The sequence below is a fragment of the Paenibacillus sp. FSL A5-0031 genome, from assembly GCF_001956295.1.
Lineage (GTDB): Bacteria > Bacillota > Bacilli > Paenibacillales > Paenibacillaceae > Pristimantibacillus.
Window position 1 is genome coordinate 1 of sequence record NZ_MRTD01000055.1, and the last position, 2363, is coordinate 2363.

Here is a 2363-nt window from a genome sequence, read left to right on the forward strand (position 1 = left end):
AGTTTGTAGCTTATGACAAAGCACCAGCAAATCGTCAAGTTTTCCTTGATATTATTGAAGATTACGGTCATCCGCCAATTGATTTCGGTTCGAAGGATACGAAGTGGATCGATACGATGTGGCAAGAGGCAGGCAAAGTGTGGGACGGCAAGATGACAGCTGCGGATTGGGCGAAGGAATTGCAGCCGAAGCTACAAGACCTGTATGACAAGGGCAATAAATAATAGGATTATGCAATAGTGAGGTTAAGGGGTTGTTTCTAAAGTAGATCATTCTACTTTTGGAACAGCCCTGTTTTTTTTGATGGAGCTTAGGGAGAACGCTGTTTTTCCGCGTATCATTCATATAGCTTACGAACCCAGTAGGTCTTATTTAAATCATTTATTATGGATTAAAAACGTAACGAACTCTATAATCGTTATTTCGAGAAAAACAGTTCATGGCACCCTATAAATCATGATATAACGTTAATCAGGTTCGTTAAAATGAAATAAAAGCAGTTTTCTACATAATAAGCATCATACCGTTCGTTAGAGAAATGATTCGAGGATATTATGCATAGCCGACGAGATTAACAATTGGATATGAGAGAATTCCATCGTTTTTTATAAAAGTCACCAATTATTCCATTGCAGACAAAATAAAATTAATTTAGTATAATTAATATATTAATATAATGAGAGGACGTCGTTATGAAAAATTTCCCTTTATATAAGCAAATTCAAGTCGATATTTTAGGGCAAATCAAAGCTGGGAAATTGCGTCCTGGAGATCGTGTCCCATCCGAGAAGGAGCTTGCGGACAAGTATAGAGTAAGCCAAATCACGAGTAAAAACGCGTTGATTGGTTTAGCGGATGAAGGCGTACTCGTTCGAGTACAAGGAAAGGGCACGTTTGTTAGACAGGATGGCGAAACGGCAGAGGATTTAGATGTTTCAAGCCATGTGCGGGACGTCATCGGACTTATTTTACCGTGCATGAAGACGAAGGTGGATCAGAAAATACTGGACTCAATCGAAAAGTACGTAACAGCCAGCGGCTATAACCTACAGGTACGGATTACGAGAGAGTCGCAGCTTGAAGAAAGCGCAGCTATTGAATCGATGGTCGCTGCAAACGTACGCGGATTAATTGTATTTCCGACGGAGGAGGAGCGATACAACGATAGCATTTTACGCTTGTCGCTCGATAAATTTCCGCATGTGCTAATTGATCGTTTTTTGAAAGAGATTCGGACGTACAGCGTCAGCTCGGATAATGTGAATGGGACGGAACAGGCAATCACTCATTTGCTCGACAGCGGCCATGAGCATATTGCCCTTATCACGCCTGAAATTACGAATACAGCGACCGAAGAAAGAGTGATCGGATTCGAAAAAGCGTATTTAGCCAAAAAACTTCCGATTAACAAGGATTTGTGGTGTATTCTCAAAATTGAGGATATATCGAGCGGCAATGCGCAGCACATTATTGAAACTTTTATGAGTGAGCGCCCTGAAGTTTCAGCAGCATTCGTTGTCAATGTGGAGTTGACCAACTATACCTATTACGCAGCGAAGAGGCTGAAGAAGTTAGTGCCTGACGATCTCGAGCTCGTTTGTTTTGACCGGCCTGATTTTCAGGATGTATCGTATTTGCAGCAAAATGAAGACGAGATTTGCAAGGTTACCGTTGAATTGCTTCATGCGCAGCTACAAGGGGAGTACGAGCCGCAGCGTATCGTCGTACCCGTGAAATTTTGCGAAATGTAATCAATAGAACATAAAAATACCGTGTGCTGATTTTTAGCGCATGGTATTTTTTATATTATATTCAGTATATAAACATATAACAATATAATTTATAATGAATTCATTGGATTAAGCGCTTACAGAGCGCAATAAGTACTCACACAACATAGGGGGCGACAACCGCAATGAAGAGCAAATTATCCGCGAAGCTTGGACTTGTAATGCTATTATGCTTTGGAATGCTGCTATCGGCTTGTTCATCAGGTGGAAATGGCAACAGCTCTGCTGCAAATGGAAATACGGGGAATAAAGGCGATGCAGCAACAAACGCACCGCAAGAAAAAGTGAAGATTTCGTTTATGGGTCATGGCAGTCCGCAGGAGAAAGATATATTCGCCAAGCTGATCAAATCATACGAAACAAAATATCCGAACGTAAAGGTAGAGTACACAAGCGTGCCGCCAGCTGAATACAATCAGAAGCTGTCTACGCTGGTTGCATCGGGCAAAACACCGGACGTATTTTACGTATCGGGCCCGCAGTTTTATAAGTTTGCCGAAGCAGGCACGATTCAAAACCTGCAGCCGTTTCTAGAAACGACAGAGCTGTTCCAAGCCGATAACGTATGGAAAC

2 protein-coding genes and 1 pseudogene are annotated in these 2363 nt (G+C 41.8%); all 3 read left to right on the forward strand.

Translation table 11 applies throughout. The annotated features are described in order from the left end of the window. Positions 1 to 224: pseudogene (locus tag BK120_RS35685) on the forward strand (ABC transporter substrate-binding protein); the annotation flags it as partial. Between the two features lie 468 nt (positions 225 to 692). Next, entirely contained in the window at positions 693 to 1751 is a 1059-nt protein-coding gene (locus tag BK120_RS34200; RefSeq protein ID WP_076271923.1) for a GntR family transcriptional regulator, read from the forward strand. 164 nt (positions 1752 to 1915) lie between these two features. Continuing rightward, a partial coding sequence (locus BK120_RS34205) for an ABC transporter substrate-binding protein (RefSeq protein ID WP_144376930.1) occupies positions 1916 to 2363 on the forward strand: 448 nt, incomplete at its 3' end.

Bases quoted from the DNA above. Each gene is read 5' to 3' on its own strand.
- BK120_RS34200 (WP_076271923.1), top strand. From the start codon at position 693: ATGAAAAATTTCCCTTTATATAAGCAAATTCAAGTCGATATTTTAGGG.